This window comes from Pseudomonas sp. EA_105y_Pfl2_R69 (assembly GCF_963970915.1).
In the GTDB taxonomy this organism is placed as follows: domain Bacteria; phylum Pseudomonadota; class Gammaproteobacteria; order Pseudomonadales; family Pseudomonadaceae; genus Aquipseudomonas.
The window spans coordinates 201488-222910 of record NZ_CAXAOO010000009.1; the positions used below are offsets into that span (position 1 = coordinate 201488).

At 63.1% G+C, this 21423-nt stretch carries 19 protein-coding genes and 2 pseudogenes; 15 read left to right on the forward strand and 6 right to left on the reverse strand.

Annotated features, from left to right (window positions below):
- Positions 1-27: 27 nt before the first annotated feature.
- The 9 genes from AACY13_RS21390 to AACY13_RS21430 all read left to right on the forward strand — a co-directional run bounded on the left by AACY13_RS21390 (position 28) and on the right by AACY13_RS21430 (position 9859).
- Positions 28-1314 carry a glycosyltransferase gene (locus AACY13_RS21390; protein ID WP_339463594.1) on the forward strand — a complete coding sequence of 429 codons (1287 nt, stop codon included), beginning with the start codon at positions 28-30 and terminating at the stop codon, positions 1312-1314.
- Positions 1307-1672 (forward strand): cupin domain-containing protein, encoded by a 366-nt coding sequence (locus tag AACY13_RS21395; RefSeq protein ID WP_339463595.1) that lies wholly within the window; start codon positions 1307-1309, stop codon positions 1670-1672. Before AACY13_RS21390 ends, AACY13_RS21395 begins: the two co-directional genes overlap by 8 nt.
- Positions 1673-1732: 60 nt before the next feature.
- Complete coding sequence (locus tag AACY13_RS21400; protein ID WP_339463596.1) at positions 1733-2077, forward strand: cupin domain-containing protein; 345 nt, start codon at positions 1733-1735, stop codon at positions 2075-2077.
- Between the two features lie 4 nt (positions 2078-2081).
- On the forward strand, positions 2082-3155 hold the full coding sequence (locus AACY13_RS21405; RefSeq protein WP_339463597.1) for an aminoglycoside phosphotransferase family protein: 1074 nt from the start codon (positions 2082-2084) through the stop codon (positions 3153-3155).
- Positions 3152-4654, forward strand: a complete 1503-nt coding sequence (locus tag AACY13_RS21410; protein WP_339463598.1) for an aldehyde dehydrogenase family protein — start codon at positions 3152-3154, stop codon at positions 4652-4654. The genes AACY13_RS21405 and AACY13_RS21410 overlap by 4 nt, the downstream gene beginning before the upstream one ends.
- A gap of 12 nt (positions 4655-4666) precedes the next feature.
- On the forward strand, positions 4667-5617 hold the full coding sequence (locus tag AACY13_RS21415) for an NTP transferase domain-containing protein (protein WP_339463599.1): 951 nt from the start codon (positions 4667-4669) through the stop codon (positions 5615-5617).
- Between the two features lie 30 nt (positions 5618-5647).
- On the forward strand, positions 5648-7129 hold the full coding sequence (locus AACY13_RS21420; protein WP_339463600.1) for an aldehyde dehydrogenase family protein: 1482 nt from the start codon (positions 5648-5650) through the stop codon (positions 7127-7129).
- Between the two features lie 250 nt (positions 7130-7379).
- Complete coding sequence (locus AACY13_RS21425; RefSeq protein ID WP_339463601.1) at positions 7380-8111, forward strand: TorF family putative porin; 732 nt, start codon at positions 7380-7382, stop codon at positions 8109-8111.
- Positions 8112-8188: 77 nt separating this feature from the next.
- Positions 8189-9859, forward strand: coding sequence for a flavin monoamine oxidase family protein (locus AACY13_RS21430; protein WP_339463602.1), 1671 nt, complete (start codon positions 8189-8191; stop codon positions 9857-9859).
- A 179-nt stretch (positions 9860-10038) separates the two neighbouring features.
- On the opposite strand, the gene AACY13_RS22745 is transcribed toward AACY13_RS21430, so the two are convergent.
- The 5 genes from AACY13_RS22745 to AACY13_RS21450 all read right to left on the reverse strand — a co-directional run bounded on the left by AACY13_RS22745 (position 10039) and on the right by AACY13_RS21450 (position 14252).
- Complete coding sequence (locus AACY13_RS22745) at positions 10039-10236, reverse strand: EamA family transporter (protein WP_445262601.1); 198 nt, start codon at positions 10234-10236, stop codon at positions 10039-10041.
- Positions 10175-10654, reverse strand: coding sequence for a hypothetical protein (locus AACY13_RS21435; protein ID WP_445262602.1), 480 nt, complete (start codon positions 10652-10654; stop codon positions 10175-10177). Before AACY13_RS21435 ends, AACY13_RS22745 begins: the two co-directional genes overlap by 62 nt.
- A gap of 225 nt (positions 10655-10879) precedes the next feature.
- Positions 10880-12058, reverse strand: coding sequence for a vWA domain-containing protein (locus AACY13_RS21440; protein ID WP_339463603.1), 1179 nt, complete (start codon positions 12056-12058; stop codon positions 10880-10882).
- Positions 12059-12194: 136 nt separating this feature from the next.
- Positions 12195-13040 (reverse strand): AAA family ATPase, encoded by an 846-nt coding sequence (locus tag AACY13_RS21445; protein WP_339463604.1) that lies wholly within the window; start codon positions 13038-13040, stop codon positions 12195-12197.
- Positions 13041-13166: 126 nt separating this feature from the next.
- Positions 13167-14252, reverse strand: a complete 1086-nt coding sequence (locus tag AACY13_RS21450) for a DUF748 domain-containing protein (protein WP_339463605.1) — start codon at positions 14250-14252, stop codon at positions 13167-13169.
- Between the two features lie 119 nt (positions 14253-14371).
- Between AACY13_RS21450 and cysK the strand changes: the two genes are divergently transcribed.
- Complete coding sequence (gene cysK / locus AACY13_RS21455) at positions 14372-15346, forward strand: cysteine synthase A (protein ID WP_339463606.1); 975 nt, start codon at positions 14372-14374, stop codon at positions 15344-15346.
- Positions 15347-15537: 191 nt separating this feature from the next.
- On the opposite strand, the gene AACY13_RS21460 is transcribed toward cysK, so the two are convergent.
- The gene (locus AACY13_RS21460) at positions 15538-16443 is read right to left on the reverse strand and encodes a DMT family transporter (protein ID WP_339463607.1); all 906 of its coding nucleotides are present in this window, start codon (positions 16441-16443) and stop codon (positions 15538-15540) included.
- A gap of 202 nt (positions 16444-16645) precedes the next feature.
- On the opposite strand from AACY13_RS21460, the gene aceK reads away from it, so the two are divergent.
- From aceK to AACY13_RS21480, 5 genes and pseudogenes are all read left to right on the forward strand, one after another.
- The gene (gene aceK, locus AACY13_RS21465) at positions 16646-18379 is read left to right on the forward strand and encodes a bifunctional isocitrate dehydrogenase kinase/phosphatase (protein WP_339463608.1); all 1734 of its coding nucleotides are present in this window, start codon (positions 16646-16648) and stop codon (positions 18377-18379) included.
- 127 nt (positions 18380-18506) lie between these two features.
- Entirely contained in the window at positions 18507-18635 is a 129-nt protein-coding gene (locus tag AACY13_RS21470) for a PA1414 family protein (RefSeq protein ID WP_339463609.1), read from the forward strand.
- Between the two features lie 299 nt (positions 18636-18934).
- Positions 18935-19216 (forward strand): annotated as a pseudogene (locus AACY13_RS22750) (PAS domain-containing protein); the annotation flags it as partial.
- 315 nt (positions 19217-19531) lie between these two features.
- A pseudogene (locus AACY13_RS22755) lies at positions 19532-20500 on the forward strand (methyl-accepting chemotaxis protein); the annotation flags it as partial.
- A gap of 176 nt (positions 20501-20676) precedes the next feature.
- Complete coding sequence (locus AACY13_RS21480; RefSeq protein ID WP_339463611.1) at positions 20677-21294, forward strand: tRNA-uridine aminocarboxypropyltransferase; 618 nt, start codon at positions 20677-20679, stop codon at positions 21292-21294.
- Positions 21295-21423: the final 129 nt, after the last annotated feature.

A 21423-nucleotide genomic window follows, 5' to 3' on the forward strand; every position in this document is an offset into this window, starting at 1 on the left:
AGAACAACAACATCGGGAGTCCAGACCATGAGTGAACGCAAAGTCATCGCCTTCTTCCCTGAGGCCGCCTACGGCCCGGCGCTCAATTCCGTTGGCATCGCCCAGGCCTGCGAGGCGCTGGGGCACAAGGCGGTGTTTCTCACCGACCCGGGGATGACCGGGGTGTATGCCGCCTATGGCTTCGAAGAGCACCCAGTGAACATGTCCGAGCCGATGCCGGCCGAGGAGATGGCGCGCTACTGGAGCGACTTCATCAACGGCCACATTCCCAACTTCGGCAAGGAGCCGATCGACCAGCTCGACAACTACGTCAGCGAGTGCTGGGCAGCCATAGTCGAGACCAGCAAGTGGGCGCAGAAAGAGCTGCCGGCGATCCTCGACAGGATCAAGCCGGACCTGATCTGCGTCGACAACGTCATCCTCTTTCCGGCCATCAAGCAGTACGGCAAGCCCTGGGTGCGGATCATCTCCTGCTCGGAGAACGAGGTGGAAGATCCGGATATCCCGCCGTACCTGTCGGGCATGAGCATCGACGACAAGGCCGGGCATGCGCGTTTCCGCGCCAAGTTCGAGGAAGTGATTGCGCCGATCCACGCCGACTTCAACCAGTTCCTCGCCGAGTGTGGCGAGCGGCCGTATCCGCTGGGCACCTTCTTCGAGGAGTCGCCCTGGATGAACCTGCTGCTGTACCCGGACCCGGTCAAGTTCGAGCGCCGCTATCCGCTGCCGGCCCGGCGTTTCCACTACCTGCAGGGTTGCGTGCGCCAGGACAAGGCCTACCAGATCCCCGAGTTCCGCGCCAATAACGACAAGCCGCTGCTCTATGTCAGCTTCGGCAGCCTGGGCAGTGGTGACGTGGGGCTGCTTAAGCGCCTGATCGACAGCATCGGCCAGCTGCCGTACCGCGCGCTGTTCAACGTCGGCGAGCACCTGGAGGAGTACCCCGAGCTGCCGGACAACGTCATCGTCTCCAACTGGTATCCGCAGCCCTCGGTGATCGCCCAGGTCGACGCGGTTATCCACCACGGCGGCAACAACAGCTTCACCGAGTGCCTGTACTTCGGCAAACCAGCCATCGTCATGCCCTACGTCTGGGACGGCCACGACAACGCCATGCGTGCCGAGGAGAGCGGCCATGGCTTCCGCATGCACCGCAGCAACTGGCAGCACGCGGAGCTGGCCGAGAAGCTGGCGCTGTGTGTCAGCGACGCCGACATGGCCGCGCGCCTCAAGCGCACCAGCGCCTACATGACCTCACACAAGGGCCCGGAAGACGCGGCCAAGATCCTCGATGGAGTACTCAACAATGGCTGAGGTCCGACTCGACTCCAGCGCGCCGCATATCACGGGTGCCTGCGACTACAACGACCTGGTGGACTGGGGCGTGCAAGCCGATGCGCTCAAAGGGCAATCGCGCTCCAGCGGCCGCCTGCTGTTCAAGGGGCCGAACAACAGCCCCGAGTGCGGCCTGTGGGTGTGCACCCCCGGCACCTGGCGCTTGTCGATCCCGCGTGACGAGCTGTGCCACTTCGTCGCTGGCCAGGCCATCTATCGCCGCGACAACGGCGAGGTGATCGAGGTCGGTGCCGAGACCCTGGTGTTATTCCCCGCCGGTTGGACCGGCGAATGCGAGGTCATCGAGACCTTGCGCAACCTTTATATGCTGGCCTAGGCCGGTCTGCTGCGCCGCACCTGTGCAGGTGCGGCCCTACTGCTAAGTGAGAGTTCGACCATGAAAACCCCCGTTATCCACCGCCCCCTGAGCGTTACCGAACTGAAGGACTGGGGCGTGATCCCGACCATGCTTGAAGGCCAGTCGCACATCAGTGGTGTGGTGTTGCACAAGGGCCCGGAAGGCCAGTCGGAATGCGGCATCTGGCACTGCACGCCGGGCAAGTGGTTCTGCCACGTGACCAGCGACGAGTTCTGCCACTTCCTCGAAGGCCGCTGCACCTACGTGCACGAGTCGGGCGAGGTGATCGAGGTCACCCCGGACACCGCCGCCTTCTTCCCCAAGGACTGGAAAGGCGTGTGCACCGTCCATGAGACGGTGAAAAAGGTCTACATGATCCGGTGATGACATGAACCAAGCCCTGTCTACTCAAGCCGCAACCGGCGACGCGCGCGCCGCCCAGCGCACCGTCTTTCTCGCCCAGCACGGCCACGCCGCCACGCCAGTGCTGGCGTTGCCGGCGGACGCCTCGGCGCGCCGCTACTTCCGCCTGGATGGTGCCGGCCTGCTGCTGATGGATTCACCACCGGCCAGCGAGCCGCTCGGCCCTTACCTGCACGTGGCCGAGCTGCTGCGCTGGCTGGGCCTGTCGGCACCGCGGGTGCTGGCGGCCGATGCGGCGGCGGGGCTGGCGCTGGTCGAGGACTTCGGTCGCGCCACCTACACCCGTTTGCTGGCGGCCGGGCAGGCCGAGCAGCCGCTGTACGAACTGGCAGTGGATTGCCTGGTGCAGCTGCACCGGGCACCGGTCAGCCATGGCGTAACGTTGCCGGGTTACGACGGCGAGCGGCTGGCGGCGGAGTTCGGCCTGTTTATCGACTGGTACGCGCCGCTGCTGGTCGGCGGCGAGCGAGCCATGGCGTTGCGTGAGGACTATCTGCTGCTGTTCGGCGGGCTTTGCGCGGCGGTGGCCGAGCGCCGCGAGGCCGTGGTGCTGCGCGACTTCCATGTCGACAACCTGATGCTGCTGGAAGGCCGCGAAGGTGTTGCCGCCTGCGGCCTGCTGGACTTCCAGGATGCCCTGCAGGGCGCGGCGGCCTATGACCTGATGTCGCTGCTGGAAGACGCCCGCCGCGATGTGCCGGCCGCGCTGCGCGCCAGTCTGCTGCAGCGCTACCTGGCGCAACGGCCGCAACTGGACGCCGAACGTTTTATGGCCGACTACGCGGTGCTGGCCGCCCAGCGTCATGCCAAGGTGCTCGGCATCTTCGTGCGCCTGGCCCAGCGCGACGGCAAGCTCGGTTACCTCGACCATTTGCCACGCACCCTCGGCCTGTTTTGTCAGGCCCTCGATCATCCCGCGCTGCAGCCGCTACGCGATTTTCTCGATCAGCAGCTCGCGCCCTGGCGCGACGCTCTGCCGGCCAGCACCATCGCCGCGCTGCGCGCAGGCCACCCTCGACTGCCCAAGGAAAAGCCATGAGCACCTTCACCTGCGACAAGCCGCTGCGTTTTATCAGCCCCGACTACCAGACACCGGCCACTCAGCGCCTACGCGACATCTTCGACCCGGCGACCCTGCAGCAGGTCGGCCGCATTGGCCTCGGCGATGCGGCCGATGTGCAGGCCGCCGTCGACGCGGCCAATGCGGCCCAGCAGCTCTGGCGGCAGGTCGATGCCAAGAGCCGGGCGGCGCTGCTACACCGCCTGGCCAATGCCATCGAGAGCGATGTGGAGTGCAACCGTGAAGCCGCGCGGCTGATGACCCTGGAGATGGGCAAGCCGTTTCCCGAGGCTATGGGTGAGCTGGCCAACTGCGCGCCGATCTTCCGCTACTACGCCGAGATGGCTCGCGACGAGGCCGGCAAGGTCGCCGGCACCACGCAGATCGGGTCCTTCCAGCATGTGCGCTACGAGCCCTACGGCGTCAGCGTGCATATCATGCCGTTCAACTTCCCGATCCTGCTGATGTGCTGGACCGTGGCAGCGTCGCTCGCCGCCGGTAACGCCTGCATCATCAAACCGGCGGAAAGCACCAGCCTGTGCACCCTCAAATTTATGCAGCACTTCCGCGCCCTGCCGGCCGGGCTGGTGTCCTGCGTGCCGGGCGACGCGCAGACCGCGCAGCTGCTGGTGCAGTCCGAGCGCACACACGCGGTGGCTTTCACCGGCAGCGTCGCCGCCGGCAAGGCGGTGGCGGTGGCCTGCGCCGAACGGATGAAACCGGCGGTGATCGAGGCCGGCGGCAGCGACCCGATGATCATCAGCAAGCATGCGCCGCTGGAAGTCGCCGTCGCCGGCGCGGTGACCGCGGCCTTCCACCTCAGCGGGCAGATATGCACCTCGGCCGAGCGCTTCTTCGTGGTGGATGAGGTGCACGACGAGTTCGTCGCCCGTTTCGCCGCAAAGACTCGCCAGCTACGCATCGGCCATGGCCTGGAGCACAGCGAGATCGGTCCGCTGGTCAGCCAGGCCGCCCGCGACAAGGTCATGCGCCTGGTCGAGGATGCGGTCGAGAAGGGCGCGACTGTGGTGTGCGGCGGGCGTATTCCGCTGGCGCAGGACTGTGGCTGGTTCTATGAGCCAACCATCCTCACCGGGGTCAACGCCAGCATGAAGATCTTCCACGAGGAGTGCTTCGGCCCGGTGGCGGCGATCTGCCGCGTCGCCGACTTCGACGAGGCCGTGCGCCTGGCCAATGACTCGCCATTCGGCCTCGGTGCTTCGCTGTTTTCCACGGATCTGGCCGAGGCCATGGAGGCCGCCGACCGCCTGGAGGCCGGCATGGTCTGGGTCAACAATCCGCTGATCGACAACGACGCGCTGCCCTTCGGCGGTTGGAAGATGTCCGGCATGGGCCGCGAGCTGGGCCGCCAGGGCCTGGATGCGTTCCGCCGCTCGAAGATGGTGATCATCGACCACCAGCCACAGATCCAGTCGTGGTGGTACCCCTACGCCGACGATCAGTTCTACCGCGCCTGAGGACAGCCGAACATGAGCGAACACGCTTTGTTTCCCACCCTGGCGGTGATTCTCGCCGCCGGTCAGGGCACGCGGATGCGTTCCAGCCTGCCCAAGGTGATGCACCAGGTGGGCAATCGCCCGCTGCTTGGCCATGTGCTGGCCGTCACCGAGGCGGCGGGTATCGAGCAGCTGGCCGTGGTGGTCGGCCCGGATACGCCAGTCGTGGCCGAGTACGTGCGGAAGACGGCACCGACTGCCCGGCAGTTTATCCAGCAGCAGCGTCTGGGCACCGCCCATGCCGTGCTGGCCGCGCGTCCGGACCTGCTCGGGCATGAGCAGGGCTGCGTGCTGGTGCTGTTCGGCGACTCGCCGCTGATCACTGCGCAGACTCTTGAGCGCCTGCGTCAGGCGCTGATCGACGGTGCTGCGGTGGCCGTGGCCGGTTTCACCAGCGCGCAGCCGGGACCCTATGGTCGCTTGCTGGTGGAGGACGGGCACCTGCTGGCGATCCGCGAGGCCAAAGACGCCAGCCCGCAGGAGCTGGCGATCAACCTGTGCAACGGCGGGGTAATGGGCTTTCGCGCCGATCACTGCCTGTGGTTGCTGGAGCGCATCGGCAAGAGCAATGCCCAGGGCGAGTTCTACCTCACCGATGCGGTCGAGCTGGCCAATGCTGCCGGCTTGCCGGTGGTCGCCGTGGAAGTGGCCGAGGAGGAAATCCTCGGGGTTAACGACCGCGAGCAGCTGCATGCCGCGGAGCAGATCTTTCAGCGTCGCCGCCGCCAGCAGGCCATGCATGCAGGGGTAACCCTGGCCGCCGCCGACACCGTGTATTTCAGCGCCGACACCGAGCTGGGCGTGGATGTCCGCGTCGAGCCCTGTGTGGTGTTCGGCCCCGGCGTGCAGGTGGAGCAGGGCGCGTGCGTCGCCGCGTTCAGCCATCTGCAGCACGTGCGCATCTCCGCGCAACCGGCCGGTTAACTCTCAACCTATTCAGTGGAACCTGCGCAGATGGATATCTATCAGCACCTGTATATCGATGGACAATGGCGACTCCCGGTTCGCCAGCAGAGCTTCGCCAGTTTTGATCCGAGTGACGAGAGCGTGCTGGCCCAGGTGCCGGCGGCCAGCGCCGAGGATATCGAGCTGGCGGTGCAGGCCGCGCGCCGGGCCTTCGACGAGGGCCCCTGGCCGCGGCTGTCCGGTGCCGAGCGGGCAACCTTGCTGCGCGCCATCGCCGCCGGGATTCGCCAGCGCCTGCCGCAGCTCGCCGAGCTGGAGGTGCGCGACAACGGCAAGCCACTACCCGAGGCGCAGTGGGATATTGCCGATGCCGCCGGTTGCTTCGACTACTACGCGGGCCTGGCCGAAGCCGCCGATGTTGTGCCGCAGCAGAACATCGAGGTGTCCGACCCGCATTTTAGCTGCTGGGTGGAACGCGAGCCGGTGGGGGTGGTGGGTGCCATCATCCCGTGGAACTTCCCGCTGCTGATGGCTGCCTGGAAGGTCGCTCCGGCCCTAGCTGCCGGTTGCTGCATCGTGCTGAAACCTTCCGAGCTGACCCCGCTGACGGCGCTGGAACTGGCGGCCATCGTGCATGCGGTGGGGCTGCCGGCTGGGGTGTTCAATCTGGTCACAGGCCTCGGCGCGGACGCCGGCGCGCCGCTGGCCGAGCACCCGCTGGTGGACAAGCTGGCCTTTACCGGCAGCGTGCCGACCGGGCGGCGGATCATGCAGGCGGCTTCGCGGGAGATCAAAAACCTCAGCCTGGAGCTGGGCGGCAAGTCGCCCTTTATCGTCTTCGCCGACAGCGATCTGGAGGCGGCGGTGGAGTGGATCATGTTCGGCATCTTCTGGAACCAGGGCCAGGTGTGTTCCGCCACCTCGCGGGTGCTGGTCGAGCGTGCCCTGTACCCGGTGCTACTCGAACGCCTGGTCGAGCAGACCCGCAAGATCCGCATCGGCCACGGCCTGGACGAGGGCGTGCTGCTCGGCCCGCTGGTCAGCGCCGGGCAGCGCGACAAGGTGCTCAGCGCCATCGCCGACGGGCAGCAGAGTGGTGCGCGCCTGGCCTACGGCGGCGAGGTGCCGGCTGATCTGGACAAGGGCTATTTCCTTACCCCAGCGATCTTCGCCGAGGTGCCGGTGGACAGCGCGCTGTGGTGCGAGGAGATCTTCGGTCCGGTGGTCTGCCTGCGCGCCTTCGACAGCGAGGAGGAGGCGCTGTGCCTGGCCAATGACTCGGTCTACGGCCTGGCCGCGGCGGTGATGTCGCAGGACCTCGCCCGTGCCGAACGGGTGGCCCGCAGGCTGCGCGCCGGCATCGTGTGGATCAATTGCTCGCAACCGACGTTCAGCGAGGCACCCTGGGGTGGCTACAAGCAGAGCGGCATCGGCCGCGAACTGGGCCAGTGGGGCTTCGACAGCTACCGCGAGGTGAAGCAGATCACCCGTTACGACAGCGCCCAAGCCTGGGGCTGGTACATCAAGTAGGTCGCGCGCCGGCGTCCTGAACGGGGTGCCGGCGCTTTAACCAAACAAGGTCGCGGTACGGGCCAACCAATCAGTCGATTGCGTTGCCGCTCGAGGGCCCGTGCATGCCGGAAAAGGCCATGGGCAGGGCGGTGAGCGCAATTCTGCATGGGTTTCTCTTTGCTCAGGCATCAGAGAAAAACGCGGGCGTGATTTTGCATTTTTCGGCGAGCGCCAGCCTATAACAATCGAAAAAAACTATGGAGCAACCATGAAACACGCACTGAAACTCTGCATGGCCGGCATGCTGCTGGCACCCTGGTCGGCCTCCCAGGCCATCACCCTGAACGACGATTTCAGCCTGGATCTGAACATTGGTGCCTATAGCGACTACCACTCGCGGGGTATGTCGCAAACTCAGAACGACCCCGCTATCCAGGGATCCGCGACCCTGTCCCACTCCAGCGGTCTGTACGCCGGGGTATGGAGCTCCAGCGTCGATTTCGGCTTCGGCAGCAAGACCCGCCAGGAGATCGACTATTACCTTGGCTACTACTGGCAGGCCAGCGATGACATCGTCCTGGATGTCACCTACTACGAGTACGAGTATCCGAAGGAAGGGGGGCTGAACTACAGCGAGAGCTACGCCAAACTCTCTGCCTATGGCGGCTATGTCGGCGGCTACTACTCCGACGACCTGGGCGGCGACCAGAGCTACCTGTACAGCTTCGTCGGCTACGAGACCAGCCTGCCGATGGATGTCGGCCTGGACCTGCGTTATGGCTGGGTCGACTTCAAGGACGACACCTTCTTCGACGATGACGGTAGTGCCAGCGACAGCTACAACGAGTGGCAGCTGACTCTGAGCAAGACCCTGCTCAGCCTCGACTGGTCGCTGGCCTATGTCGACTCCGACCTGTCGGACGAGGAGTGCGCCAGCTACAACGGCTTCGACGACGTCTGCGGTGCCAACCTGGTGCTCGGTGTAAGCAAGACTTTCTGATTTTTATCTGCGGCAGTAGCCGCACCCGTAAGGGGTGCGGTTCGTATTCATCGTGGTTCAACCAGTAGAGGTACCTCATGAGTCGCAAGTCCAGTCGTAGCAATTCCCCTTTAGCCCGCCTGTTCCGCCGTTTGCAATGGGCGCATCAGCAATCCGAGCGCACCGGCATCCCGGTCGACGAGCTGCTCGACATCCAGCGCGAGCAGACCCGCCTGGCGCAGCTGCAACGTCAGCAGCGGCGTGATTTCCTCAAAACCCTGGGCGCCGGTGTGGCCGGTGCCAGCCTGCTCGGCGCTATGGGCCCGGCGCTGGCCGCGATGGGCGGACAGGGCAGCAATCCAGGGCGGGTTATCGTCATCGGTGCCGGTCTGGCCGGCCTGCGCTGCGCCCATCGATTGCAGCAGTATGGTTATCCCAGCACTGTCTATGAGGCGAGCACGCGCATCGGCGGCCGCGCCTTCACCACCCGCGGTTTCTTCGATCAGGGTATGGCCGTGGAGCGCGGTGGTGAGCTTGTATCCACCGAGCACAGCGCGCTGCGCAATCTGGTGCATCAGCTGGGCCTGAGTCTGGAAGATGTCAACAGTGGTGCCTTGCCCGGCGGCGAGGAGCTGTACTACCTGAACAACCAGTTCTACCGCGAGGAGCAACTGGGCGATGACTGGCGCGAAGTCTATGACCTGTTCAAGCGTACCCAGCAGGCCGCGCCCTGGCAGCCGATGCACAACAGTCATAACGCCGAGCACGTGCGCCTCGACCAGATCGGCGCGATCGACTGGCTGAACCAGACCGGCATCGGTGCCAACAGCCACTTCGGTCAGTTGATGCAGGCCAACCTGATCTCCGAGTACGGCCTGCCGCCGGAGCAGCAGGGCTGTCTCAATATGGTCTATCTGATGGGCTTTAACTCGATCAACCAGCCATTTCCCCTGGCCGGTACCGACGAGCGTTACCACATAGCCGGCGGCAACGATGCGGTGGCCTACGGCATGGCCAGCCAGTTGCCCGCGGGCAGCGTGGTCACCGGCAAGGCGTTGACCGCCATTTCCGGCAGCGCCATGGGGCCGTATGTCTGCACCTTCAGCGATGGCTCCAGCGACATCTGCGATCAACTGGTGCTGGCCTTGCCCTTTAGCAAGCTGCGTGAGGTGGAGCTGTCACCTCAGGTGCGGGCGACTTTCTCCCCGGCCAAGCAGTTGGCGATCAACGAGCTGCGCATGGGCAGCAATGGCAAGCTGCATATCCAGTGCGGCTCGCGTCCCTGGGGGGCGTTACGCTATGTGGACGGTCACCCGGTACAGATGAACGGGGTGAGCTATTCCGGTGCCAGCGGCTTCGTCACCGTGTGGGACACCCAGGTGGGCAAACCCACCACCGGCAGCGTGCTGTGCGACTATCTGGGCGGGCAGCAGGGGCTGGCGCTAAGCACCAGCCAGCCGTTCGCTCAGGCCGCGGCCAAGGATGTGAACAAGCTGCTGACGCAGATCGAGCCGGTCTTTCCGGGTACCACGGCGGCCTATCAAGGCAAAGCGTTGGTGTCCAAATGGTCGGCCAATCCCTGGAGCCAGGGCAGTTACAGCGCGCCGGCCCTGGGCGACTACACCCGCTTCTGGGGCGCGCAGTGGCAGAAGGATGCCGGCAACCGCATCCACTTCTGCGGTGAACACTGCTCGCAGGAGTACTGGGGCTTCCTCAATGGCGCGGTGGAGACCGGCGAGCTGGCGGCCAAGGCGTTGGTGCAGGGCTAGTTCGATACCTCCTCCGCAGAGTCGTGGCCGAAACGACAAGGCCTGCAGCCGGAGCCTGTGACAAGGCTTGGACTTGAGGCCGGCTCACAACAAACGCCCCGAGCGGTTCGGGGCGTTTGCTTGTGTGCGCGAATCAACGCTGCCCTGATTAGGCGTAGCGTCGGCCTGCTAGCCATTGCCTATGCCGGTTTGGCATCTTGAGCGCGTGGCGCAGCGGCAGGCCCCGGCTGAACGGGCGAGCTTTTGCGTCGCGAAACCAGCAACACCCCCGCCAAAACCAATCCGGCCCCTGCAAACTGGGCGAATGACACCGGCTCAGACAGCAGCATCCAGGCGAAGACAATCGTCAGGACCGGCCCCAGCGTGCCAATCAGCACGGGACGCGCCGAACCGATCAGGCGCAGCGGATTGCCAGAATATCGGCAGCAGCGTGGAGAAAATCGCCATCGCCGCACCGTATGCATACACCGCCACGGGCTGCTGCAGTGCGGAAAACGGTTGCGTGGCGAGGAAGTGCACTTGCGTGGCGAAGGTGGATACGATAATCGCCAGGGCGGCAAAGCGGATGGTGCCCAGCCGGTGAATCGCGACTTCGGCCCCCGAGCTGTACAGGGCGTAGGACAACGCCGAGCCGAAGATAAAGGCGGCACCGATCAGCACCGTATGCAGGTCCTCCGCCACCTGTAGGTCGTGGGCGAACGCCAGTCCGATGCCCGCGTAGGACAGCAGCAGCGCCGCAACCTGGCGCTTCTCCAGACGCTTACCCATAAACTGAACGCCGATCAGCACGGTCATGCTCGGGTAGATAAACAGAATCAAGCGTTCCAGCACCGCCGAGATGTACTGCAGGCCAATAAAATAGAAGATGTTGGCCCCGTAGTAGCCCCATACCTATCTGCCCGACAGCCTCTTGACCTTTTTGCAGCGTCATCCGCAAGTCAGGGCGGCGGCAAAAACTGTGTGCAACAGCTAACGGCTACATGGCAAAAAGAACAACGGGCCCTGCTGGGCCCGTTGTTTTTACTTGGAGAGAAACTTCATCCCATCTTCCAGGCCCTGCAGGGTCAGCGGGTACATCTGGTCTTCCAGCAGTTCGCGCATGATATTGGTCGAGGCGGTGTAGCCCCAGCTGTCCTTGGGGTAGGGGTTGATCCAGATAAGCTTCTTGTACTTCTCCATAAAGCGCTTGATCCAGACGTAACCCGGCTCCTCGTTCCAGTGCTCGACGCTGCCGCCGGCCTGGGTGATTTCGTAGGGTGCCATGGCCGCATCGCCGACGAACACCACCTTGTAGTCCGCACCGTATTTGTGCAGCAGGTCCTGGGTGGAGAAGCGCTCGGAGGTGCGGCGCAGGTTGTTCTTCCACACTGACTCGTACACGCAGTTATGGAAGTAGAAATACTCCATATGCTTGAACTCGGTCTTGCAGGCGCTGAACAGCTCTTCGCAGACCTTGACGTGGGCGTCCATCGAGCCGCCGATGTCGAACAGAATCAGTAGCTTGACCGCGTTGCGGCGTTCCGGGCGCATCTGGATATTCAGCAGGCCGCCGTCCTTGGCGGTGTGGTCGATGGTGCCGCCCAGGTCCAGTTCGTCCTGGGCACCCTGGCGGGCGAATTTGCGCAGGCGGCGCAGGGCCACCTTGATATTGCGCGTGCCCAGTTCGACCTGGTCGTCGAGGTTTTTGTACTCGCGCTGGTCCCAGACCTTGACCGCCTTGCCCTGACGCTTGCCGGCGTCACCGACGCGGATGCCTTCCGGGTTAAAACCGCCGGAACCGAACGGGCTGGTGCCACCAGTGCCGATCCACTTGTTGCCGCCCTCGTGGCGTTCTTTCTGTTCTTCCAGGCGTTTCTTGAACTCTTCGATCAGCTTGTCGAGGCCGCCGAGGGATTCGATCTTGGCGCGTTCCTCATCGGTCAGCGAGCGCTCGAATTCCTTGCGCAGCCACTCATCGGGGATCAGCGCCTCGATATGCTGGTTAAGGTTTTCCAGGCCCTTGAAATAGGCCCCGAACGCGCGGTCGAACTTGTCGAAATGCCGCTCGTCCTTGACCAGGATGGCCCGGGCGAGGAAATAGAACTCGTCCATGTCGGCGAACACCACGTTGTGTTTCAACGCGTTGATCAGGTCGAGCAGCTCGCGTACCGACACCGGCACCTTGGCTGCGCGCATTTCGTTGAACAGGTTAAGCAGCATGGCTGCATCCTCACTTGCAGAATCATTCCCCGGTCGGGGCGCTCTGTGTAGGAGTCAGCTCGCTGGCGATCCGGCGCGCTACGGATGCCATTGATCGCCAGCAAGCTGGCTCCTACAGGTCGAGATCTGTGCAGCCTTAGCGGCTGGCGCGGCGGCTCATAAACGCCAGGCGTTCGAGCAGCTGCACATCCTGCTCGTTCTTCACCAGGGCACCGGCCAGCGGCGGGATGGCCTTGGTCGGGTCGCGTTCGCGCAGCACGGCTTCGCCGATATTGTCGGCCATCAGCAGCTTGAGCCAGTCGACCAGCTCGCTGGTGGACGGCTTCTTCTTCAGGCCCGGCACCTTGCGCACGTCGAAGAACACGTCCAGCGCCTCGGCGACCAGGTCCTTCTTGATGTTGGGGTAGTGCACATCGACGATCTTCTGCAGGGTGCTGCGATCCGGGAAGGCGATGTAGTGGAAGAAGCAGCGGCGCAGGAAGGCGTCCGGCAGTTCTTTTTCGTTGTTCGAGGTGATGATGATGATCGGGCGCTTTTTCGCCTTGATGGTTTCGTCGGTCTCGTAAACGTAGAACTCCATCTTGTCGAGTTCTTGCAGCAGGTCGTTGGGGAACTCGATATCGGCCTTGTCGATCTCGTCGATCAGCAGGATTACCCGCTCGTCCGATTCGAAGGCTTCCCACAGCTTGCCCTTCTTGATGTAGTTGCGCACGTCGTGAACCTTGTCCGAATCCAGCTGCGAATCGCGCAGGCGGCTGACCGCGTCGTACTCGTAGAGACCCTGGTGGGCCTTGGTGGTGGACTTGATATGCCAGGTGATCAGGCGCGCGCCAAAGGATTCGGCCAGCTGCTCGGCGAGCATGGTCTTACCGGTGCCCGGCTCGCCCTTGACCAGCAACGGACGCTCCAGAGTGATGGCGGCATTGACCGCGAGCTTGAGGTCGTCGGTGGCGACGTACGACTGGGTGCCTTCGAACTTCATCGGTAAATCCTCGAACGGTAACGCGCAGGGCCATACCCGCGGGTTCAGTATTTGAAAAGTTCGACTATAACGCGCGAGCCGGGCCACTGTGAACGTAGACGGCTCATTCAGTCACTGAATGGTCCGTCACTCCTTGACCGGTTCGCGCCGGCTGGGCGGATTTTCGAACTGGGTGGTGAAGGCTTCGACAAAAGCATTGCGCAGGATGGCGAGGAACGCCTGAACCGCACTGACATCCTGCTGGCGCACGTTGCCGCTGAGTTCCACGCGGGTGGCGAACTGATCCTTGCGCTGATTCTTCAGCAGGGTTTCACCGCCACTAACCAGGGCTTCCCAGAGGCCGCGCAACAGGCCCTTGTCCTGATTGGCCATATCCTGCTGCCAGTCGAACACCTCCACATTGCGCAGCAGGGGTTTGATATAGCCGCTGAGCTGGCCGTCATCGGCGCTCGCCTCTATAACCAGGTCGCCGCTGCCGGTCTTGAAATCGAACTTGCCATAGGCCGCGGAAAAATCGTTGAACCGGGTCAGGTCGATATCGGTGGCGCGCAGCTTCAGCTCGAATTCCTGGAAATCCTGAAACGGGTCGAAATTCGCACTGCTTTCCAGCGGCGCATGGTCGAGCAACCGGGCGATGCCTTCGAAGCGGGCGACGCGCTCACCCTGTTCGTCGCTGACATTGGTCAGGTTGTAAATGCTGGCATTGACCTGAGTGGCTCGCAGATCCACTGGGGGCGTGGAGGTCAGGTTGTGAAAATGTACCACCCCCTCGACCACCCGCACTTCATTGAGGGTGATGGGCAGCAGCCTGGTCAGCTGCTCGCGCCAGTTGGTGCCCTGGCCGGTTTGCGAACTCTGCGGGTTTGTACCGTCGACGAAGTTGACCACCGGCTCCTCGAACACTACCTCGGCCACCACCGCGCGCTCATTCCAGAGTGCTTTCCAACTGACGGAAAGGTCGACGAGCGGCGCTTCGACAAAGGGCAGCGGCACCTTGCCGTCGACCTTGACGATGCGCAGGTCGTTGATCTTGTAGGCACCGCGCCACCAGGCCAGATCGATATCGGCGATATGCCCGCGGTAGTCGCCCATCCTGGCGAGCTTGTCGTTCAGGTAGTCGCGCACCAGCACAGGCAGGGCGAAATGCAGCGCCACCAGGGCGATGGCTATGCCCAGAAGTACCCATTGAGGAATGCTGTAGCGTTTCTTCATAAGAGACAGACTCGTATGGAGGGGAGGGGTTCCGACAATGCAACAAGCGGACTGGACGGCCAGGCACATCAGTCTTAGGCTTGGCAGCCTATTCGGCCACTTTGCATAAGGACACCGCCATGAGCCGCATCTATGCAGATAACGCGCAATCCATTGGTAATACGCCGCTGGTGATGATCAACCGCCTGGGCCCCAAAGGCGTCACTATTCTGGCCAAGATCGAAGGGCGCAACCCGGCTTATTCGGTGAAGTGCCGTATTGGCGCGAGCATGGTCTGGGATGCGGAAGAGCGCGGCGTGCTCAAGCCCGGCATGACCATAGTCGAACCGACCTCGGGCAACACCGGTATCGGCCTGGCTTTCGTCGCCGCGGCCCGTGGCTACAAGTTGCTGCTGACCATGCCGGCTTCCATGAGCCTGGAGCGGCGCAAGGTGCTCAAGGCCCTGGGTGCCGAGCTGGTGCTGACCGAACCGGCCAAGGGCATGAAGGGCGCTATCGAGAAAGCTGCGGAAATCGCCGCCTCCGACAGCAACACCTACTTTATGCCGCAGCAGTTCGATAACCCGGCCAACCCGGCGATCCATGAAAAGACCACCGGCCCGGAAATCTGGAACGATACCGACGGTGCAGTCGATGTACTGGTGGCGGGCGTCGGTACCGGCGGCACCATCACTGGGGTGTCACGTTATATCAAGCAGACCCAGGGCAAGCCGATTCTCTCGGTGGCGGTCGAGCCACTGGGCTCGCCGGTGATCAGCCAGACCCTGGCCGGCGACGAGGTCAAGCCCAGCCCGCACAAGATTCAGGGCATTGGCGCAGGCTTTGTACCGAGTAATCTGGATCTGGCCATGGTCGATCGGGTCGAGCTGGTGACCGACGAGGACGCCAAGGCCGTCGCCCAGCGCCTGATGCGCGAGGAAGGGATTCTCTGCGGTATTTCCTGCGGTGCGGCCATGGCCGCGGCCCTGCGTATCGCCGTCGAGCCGGGCATGCAGGGCAAGACCATCGTGGTGATCCTGCCGGATTCCGGCGAGCGCTACCTGTCGAGCATGCTGTTCAGCGATATGTTTACCGAGCAGGAACTGCAGCAGTAAGCGTCACGCAGCGTCTGTGAACGAGCCGCCTTCGGGCGGCTTTTTCGTAGGGTGCGCTGTGCGCACCGCGGCTCAGCATGTGTTGGGGCACGCAGTCCGTAGCCCGGATGTAATCCGGGGAAAGCTTGTGCGGCCAAAGGCGTTTCCCGGATTTCATCCGGGCTACAGAAGCCTGTGCCGAACCTGTAGGTTCAACTGGTTTTAATTGTCGCTGGGGTCGCTGTGGGCCGCACCACCAGCCACAGCGCGATCATGATCAATACGCCGCCATACAGGTAGGCCCAGGACAGCGGTTCGTCGAGCAGCAACCAGCCCCAGAGCACGCCAAAGGGTGGGATCAGAAAGGTGGTGGTCGAGGCCTTGATCGGGCCGATATCGCTGAGCAGACGGAAATACAGGACATAGGCGAAGGCGGTGCAGATAAGCCCCAGGCTCGCCAGGGACAGCCACACATCCAGGCCGCCCCAACTGGCCGGTGGCTGCAGGGTCAGCGCGCCGGCGAACAAGGGCAGCAGGAACAGGCTGGCACCACAGAGGCTGGCGAAGGCGGTCAGGCGGTTGTCCAGACCGCCCTGTTGGCCGATCCAGCGGCGGGTGAGGAAGCCGGCAAAGCCATAGCAGGTGGTCGCCACCAGGCAGGCTGCCGCACCCAGCAGCAGCTCCAGGTCAAATTCGACCGGCCCGGTGCGGGTCAGTACTGCCACACCAAACAGACCGATGGCCACGCCGGCGGCCTTGCTCAGGGTCAGCGCCTCGGCGAAGAACAGCATGCCGATCAGCACTCCCATCATCGGGGTCGTGGCGTTCAGAATCGACGAGTAGCCCGCCGGCAGCACCAGGGCGGCCATGCAGTACATGGCCGAGGGCAGGCCGGCATTGATCACGCCCAGCACCAGGCACTGTTTGAGCTTGCCGCGAAAATCCCAGCTGACCCGCATCAGCAGCAAAATCGCGAGCAGGCCGAGCATGCCGAAGCTGGCGCGGAAGAAGGCCGTCGGCATGCTGCCAAGCACCGGCGCGACAATGCGCATAAACAGAAAGCTTGCGCCCCAGATGGCAGCCAGCAAGAGCAGACGCAGCAGGTCGGCAAGGCGCACGACAGACTCCATAGCGATTGAGAAGGCCGCGCAGTGTTGCCTGGCCGGGGCATCAAGGCAATTCGAATAACGCTTTCAAAAAGCGGTTGGCCAATATTTCGCCGCAGATAAGGCCCGTTACGGTCTTTACCGGCTTTTACTTGCCGCCGCCACTGGCTAAGCTCGCTGGGTGCTCCGTCTTTCTTCGCGCAGAGGTTCGTTCATGCCGCAGCAATGGCCCGCTGGTGCTATCGCCCAGCTTATCCTCGATGGTTTTGACGATTATCGTGAGCAGTTCCGCCAGATCACCAATGGTGCGCGGGTGCGTTTCGAGCAGGCGCAGTGGCAGGAGATCCAGCAGGCCTCGGCGGCCCGTATCGCCCTCTATGAAGAGTGCGTCGGCGCGGTCAGCGCAGGCCTGCGCCAGGCCTATACCGTCGAGGTGCTGCTGGATGTGGTGCAGTGGCCCCTGGTCAAGTCGGCCTATATCGCCCTGATCGACCCGCGCTACGACGACGAACTGGCGGAAACCTGGTTCAACTCGATCTTCTGCAGCCTGTTCAGCCATGACCAGATCAATGACGGTTGCATGTTTATCCACACCACGCGGCCATCCCTGCGCGGTAACGTGCGAGCTCCACAGACCCGGGTCTACGAGCCCCTGGGCAATATGGAGCAGGCCCTGCGTCAGGTGTTCGAGGATTTCAGCTTCGAGGTGGGCTATGAGGACCTGGAGCGCGATCTGCGGCGTTTGCTCAAACAGCTGCACGCCAGCCTGCCGGACTGGGTATGCAAGGACCCGGAGCTGCGTATCGAGCTGTTCGCCTCGCGGCTGTATCGCAACAAGGGGGCCTATCTGGTCGGGCGCATCTACACTCGCGACGAGCAATGGCCGCTGGTGATTCCACTGCTGCACCGCGAAGGCCAGGGTATCCAGATCGATGCGCTGATCACCGACGAGGCTGAGGTGTCGATCATCTTCTCCTTCACCCGCTCCTATTTCATGGTGCGGGTCGGCTATCCGGCGGAGTTCGTCAGCTTTCTCAAGCGCATTCTGCCGGGCAAGCATATCGCCGAGCTGTACACCTCGATCGGCTTCTACAAACATGGCAAGTCGGAGTTCTACCGCGCCCTGATCAACCACCTGGCCACCACCGACGACAAGTTCATCATGGCCCCCGGGGTGCGCGGCATGGTGATGAGCGTGTTCACCCTGCCGGGTTTCAATACCGTGTTCAAGATCATCAAGGACCGCTTCTCGCCGTCGAAAAACGTCGACCGCGGCACGGTGATCGAGAAGTACCGCCTGGTGAAAACCGTTGACCGGGTCGGGCGCATGGCCGATACCCAGGAGTTCGCCGATTTTCGCTTTCCCTTGTCCAAGTTCGAGCCCGAGTGTCTGGCCGAGCTGCTGGAGGTGGCACCCTCCACCGTGGTGGTGGAGGGCGATACGGTGCTGGTGCGCCACTGCTGGACCGAGCGACGCATGACCCCGCTGAACATGTATGTCGAAAGCGCCAGCGAGGCTCAGGTGCGTGAGGCGCTGGACGATTACGGCCTGGCAATCAAGCAGCTGGCGGCGGCGAATATCTTCCCCGGCGATATGCTGCTGAAGAACTTCGGCGTGACCCGCCACGGTCGGGTGGTGTTCTACGACTACGACGAGATCTGCTTTCTCACCGAGGCCAATTTCCGGCGTATTCCGCCGCCGCGTTATCCCGAGGACGAAATGGCTTGCGAACCCTGGTATTCGGTGGCTCCGCTGGATGTGTTCCCCGAAGAGTTTCCGCCCTTCCTGTTCGCCGATATAAAGCAGCGCAAGCTGTTCAGCCAGTTGCATGGCGAACTGTATGACGCCGACTACTGGAGAAGCCTGCAGGAGGCGATCCGTGCCGGCAAGGTGATCGACGTTTTCCCTTACAGGCGCAAGGCCGAACAGGCCGACAAGGAGTATTGAGCCGCCTGCGGGCAGCGTTGCAAGGCTCAAATAGGATGCCTGCCTGGGCGGCATTTCTTGCAGATTGAGCTAGGCTCAGATCAGGCGCACATGCGCTTTATCGTAGTCCTTGGCAGGAGGGTGTCCCATGATCGCCAAGTTGCAAAGTGTCTTGCATGACCTGCTGGTTGCGCTCGGCCTGCTTGACCGGCCGACGCTGCAACCTGTTCCCGTGCGTGACGATAAAGGCGGCCTGAAACCGCCTCGGCGGCGTTGATCGACCTGGTTGCACAGGCGTCGCGCAGGGCAGGTTCGCTGCTGTTTGCTAACTGTCGGTATGGCTGATTGCCGTGCCCGGTTTCGCTGCTTTCCATGAAATCCCACAGTGCCTGGTGGCGACTGCTGTAGTCTGCGGCTCGGTCAGGTCGTCGCTGACGAACGGCCCGGGTAAACGCACCTGGGCGACAGTCGTTGTCAGGCAGAAATCTACTGGGCACGCGCTAGCGCAATGCTGGCGTTGTGCTAGACCTAGCAGGGTAGTTATAAACATATCACCAGCTCCGACAGGGATAGCCCATGCGCCAGAATCTTCCGGTAACTCAGCGGGAAACGACCTTTGCCCAGAATGAGCGGCTAATCTCCACCACCGATCTGAACAGCATCATCACCTACTGTAACGATGCCTTTGTCGCGATCAGCGGCTTTACCCGCGAAGAGCTGATTGGTCAACCGCATAACCTGGTGCGCCATCCCGATATGCCACCTGCGGTGTTCGGTCATATGTGGGAGGTCATCAAGCAGGGCAAGCCCTGGATGGGCATCGTCAAGAACCGGTCGAAAAATGGCGATTTCTACTGGGTCAGTGCCTATGTCACACCTATCTACGAGAATGGCCGGGTAGCCGGTTATGAGTCGGTGCGCTCCTTGCCGAGCGAGCAGCAGAAGCGCCGTGCCGAAAAGCTCTATGCACGCTTGCGCGAGGGCAAGCCGCCAGTGCCCAGGCTGGAGTCTTGGACACTGGGTGTTATGCAGTCATGGCCACTGATTCTCAGCGGCCTGAGCATTCTCGGAGCCCAGCCCCTGCTCAAGGGACCCTGGTTGTCGGGCTTTATCGCCGCGGTGCTGTTTGCCCTGGGTGCTTACCAGCTCTATGACAAGCGTCGCTTGATCCGCGCGACCCTGGCCGAGCATCCGAAGGCCTTTACCAGTGCTCTGGTCGCGCTGACCTACAGCGACAATCGCGGGGCCCAGGCGCTGCTCGATATGGCCATGATCAGTGAAGATGCACGCCTGCAGACCGCCCTGACACGGATCGAGGATGCCGGGGAGAGCGTCAAGACGCATGCGAGCAAGTCCGCCGGGCTGTCGCGCTCCAACGCCGAGATGCTCGATCAGCAGCGTAGTGAAACCGATCAATCGGCCACCGCGATCAATCAGATGGCCGCAACTATCCAGGAGGTGACGCATAACGTGCAGAACACCTCCCATGCTGCCGAAGAGGCCGACCGCCTTGCCAAACAGGGTTTGCAACTGGCCAGCGGCAGCCTGGAGTCCATGCAGCATATGGCCAAGGCCGTGGTGGATATTGGCCAGGCGGTCAATGATCTGGCCAACTCCACTCAATCAATTGGCAGCGTGGCGGATGTCATCACCTCGATTGCCGAACAGACCAACTTACTGGCGCTCAACGCGGCGATCGAGGCCGCACGGGCGGGCGAGCAGGGCCGCGGTTTTGCCGTGGTGGCTGACGAGGTGCGTTCGCTGGCATCGCGCACCCGGCAGTCGACCGAACAGATCCACCAGATCATCGCTTCACTGCGGGCCGGGGCCGAGCGAGCGGTGGTGACCGCCGGCAAAGGCGAAACCATTTCCCGTGAAAGCGTCGAGAGCGTCGAGGCGGTGCGTACCGCCCTGGATGGCATCAGCGAGGCCGTCAGCCGGATTACCGGCATGAGCCAGCAGATGGCCGCCGCTTCCGAGCAGCAAAGCCATGTGGCCGAGGATATCAGCCGGCAGATCACCCAGATTGCCCAGCTCTCCGACCGCAGTGCCGAGCAGGCTCACCAGGGTGCCGCTATTGGCCAGGAGCTGGAGGGGATGGCCGATTATCTGCATAGCCTGGCAGAACGGTTCAATCGCTAAACCGCCAGTCGGTGCTGTATCACGGCAGGCTCTAGCCGTTTTGACAGACCCTGGTTTGACGGCCTAGAGGGACGCGCACTGGCCTTGCCGTGCAAGGCCAGTGCGCGAATTCGCCTACGCCGCAACGCCGTACCTGGTCAGGCTTATGGCAAACTGCAGGGCATCAGGAGATGCCCATGTCACGCCTTGTCTGCCCCGCCTGCACCCGCCCGCTCGCCCACTGCCTGTGCGCCCTTGTTCCTCGCCTGGAAAGCCGTACCTGCGTATTGATCCTGCAGCACCCCAGTGAGGTCAGGCATGCCCTGAATACCGCACGTCTGGCTGCGCTGGGGCTGCTCAATGCCGAGTTGCGGGTGGGCGAAGTATTCGAGGACATGCCTGCGCTGCTCAATCAACCCGGCTATCAGGCCTGCTTGCTGTTTCCGGGGGAGGGCGCGCTGCCGTTGGCGCAATTCGCCGAGCAAGCGGCTGGGCGGTCGACTCTATTGGTGGTGCCCGATGGCACCTGGCGCAAGGCGCGTAAGCTGCTGCACTGCAATCCGCTGCTGGCTGCCTTGCCGCGGGTCAGCCTGGAATCTGGCCTGCAGTCGCGCTACCGATTGCGCAAGGCACCGCAAGCGGGCGCGCTTTCGACCATCGAGGCCATTGTCAGTGCGCTTGAAACCCTGGAAACCCCGACGCAGTTCGATGCCTTGCTCAGGCCATTCGAGGCCCTGATCGAGGGGCAGATTAGGGCGATGGGGGACGAAACCTACCAGCGTAATCACCGCGATGCGGCACAGGCGCAGTCTTAATCAGTGGAGTGATTCCTACAGCCTTGTAGCCCGGGTAAGCCTTGGCGCAATCCGGGAGCGGGTTTGTAGGCGCTGGACTTCCCCGGATTGCATCCGGGCTACTTAAAGCATTGCTTGCACGCCCCGCGA

Excerpts from the sequence above, each read along its gene's own strand:
- AACY13_RS21390 (WP_339463594.1), top strand. The coding sequence starts at position 28 with ATGAGTGAACGCAAAGTCATCGCCTTCTTCCCTGAGGCCGCCTACGGC.
- AACY13_RS21395 (WP_339463595.1), top strand. The coding sequence starts at position 1,307 with ATGGCTGAGGTCCGACTCGACTCCAGCGCGCCGCATATCACGGGTGCC.
- AACY13_RS21400 (WP_339463596.1), top strand. The coding sequence starts at position 1,733 with ATGAAAACCCCCGTTATCCACCGCCCCCTGAGCGTTACCGAACTGAAG.
- AACY13_RS21405 (WP_339463597.1), top strand. The coding sequence starts at position 2,082 with ATGAACCAAGCCCTGTCTACTCAAGCCGCAACCGGCGACGCGCGCGCC.
- AACY13_RS21410 (WP_339463598.1), top strand. The coding sequence starts at position 3,152 with ATGAGCACCTTCACCTGCGACAAGCCGCTGCGTTTTATCAGCCCCGAC.
- AACY13_RS21415 (WP_339463599.1), top strand. The coding sequence starts at position 4,667 with ATGAGCGAACACGCTTTGTTTCCCACCCTGGCGGTGATTCTCGCCGCC.
- AACY13_RS21420 (WP_339463600.1), top strand. The coding sequence starts at position 5,648 with ATGGATATCTATCAGCACCTGTATATCGATGGACAATGGCGACTCCCG.
- AACY13_RS21425 (WP_339463601.1), top strand. The coding sequence starts at position 7,380 with ATGAAACACGCACTGAAACTCTGCATGGCCGGCATGCTGCTGGCACCC.
- AACY13_RS21430 (WP_339463602.1), top strand. The coding sequence starts at position 8,189 with ATGAGTCGCAAGTCCAGTCGTAGCAATTCCCCTTTAGCCCGCCTGTTC.
- AACY13_RS21435 (WP_445262602.1), bottom strand. The coding sequence starts at position 10,654 with ATGACCGTGCTGATCGGCGTTCAGTTTATGGGTAAGCGTCTGGAGAAG.
- AACY13_RS21440 (WP_339463603.1), bottom strand. The coding sequence starts at position 12,058 with ATGCTGCTTAACCTGTTCAACGAAATGCGCGCAGCCAAGGTGCCGGTG.
- AACY13_RS21445 (WP_339463604.1), bottom strand. The coding sequence starts at position 13,040 with ATGAAGTTCGAAGGCACCCAGTCGTACGTCGCCACCGACGACCTCAAG.
- AACY13_RS21450 (WP_339463605.1), bottom strand. The coding sequence starts at position 14,252 with ATGAAGAAACGCTACAGCATTCCTCAATGGGTACTTCTGGGCATAGCC.
- cysK (WP_339463606.1), top strand. The coding sequence starts at position 14,372 with ATGAGCCGCATCTATGCAGATAACGCGCAATCCATTGGTAATACGCCG.
- aceK (WP_339463608.1), top strand. The coding sequence starts at position 16,646 with ATGCCGCAGCAATGGCCCGCTGGTGCTATCGCCCAGCTTATCCTCGAT.
- AACY13_RS21470 (WP_339463609.1), top strand. The coding sequence starts at position 18,507 with ATGATCGCCAAGTTGCAAAGTGTCTTGCATGACCTGCTGGTTGCGCTC.
- AACY13_RS21480 (WP_339463611.1), top strand. The coding sequence starts at position 20,677 with ATGTCACGCCTTGTCTGCCCCGCCTGCACCCGCCCGCTCGCCCACTGC.